Genomic DNA, 506 nt, shown 5'->3' on the forward strand with positions numbered 1-506 from the left:
CTACCGCTCGGCGGACAAGACCCTCGACGTCGCCTTCGACGACGGCAGCCGCTTCGCGCTGCCGGCCGAATACCTACGCGTGGAAAGCCCTTCCGCCGAGGTGCAGGGACACGGGGCCGGGCAGAAGAAGCTCGTCTCCGGCCGGCGGCATGTGGGCATCATGAAGATCGAGGCTGTCGGGAATTACGCCGTCCGAATCTTCTTCGACGATCTGCACGACACCGGGCTCTACACCTGGGAGACTCTGCACAGGCTGGGGCAGGAACAGGCCGGGCGATGGGCGGAGTACGAGCGCGCGCTGGCCGAAAAGGGACTGACGCGATAGAGCGCGGCGGCCTGTGTCGCGTCCGTCACGCCGCCGGATCGAACCGCGAATTTCGCGTTTCCCTGGACCCTGATCTCGTGGGAAGCCTTCGTCATCCATGGCGCGGCATCATGTCGCCCATGGGCAAGGAAACGCCCTCATGCCCCAGATCGCCCGCCGCACCGTCGCTCTGATCGCCCCC

General features: G+C 66.6%; 1 protein-coding gene. It reads left to right on the forward strand.

What is annotated here, in order from left to right:
* On the forward strand, positions 1-325 hold a 325-nt coding region (locus tag AC1DWF_RS39015; RefSeq protein ID WP_476843735.1), incomplete at its 5' end, for a gamma-butyrobetaine hydroxylase family protein.
* Positions 326-506 lie beyond the last annotated feature (181 nt).

This window comes from Aminobacter sp. P4_D5, from assembly GCF_056401815.1.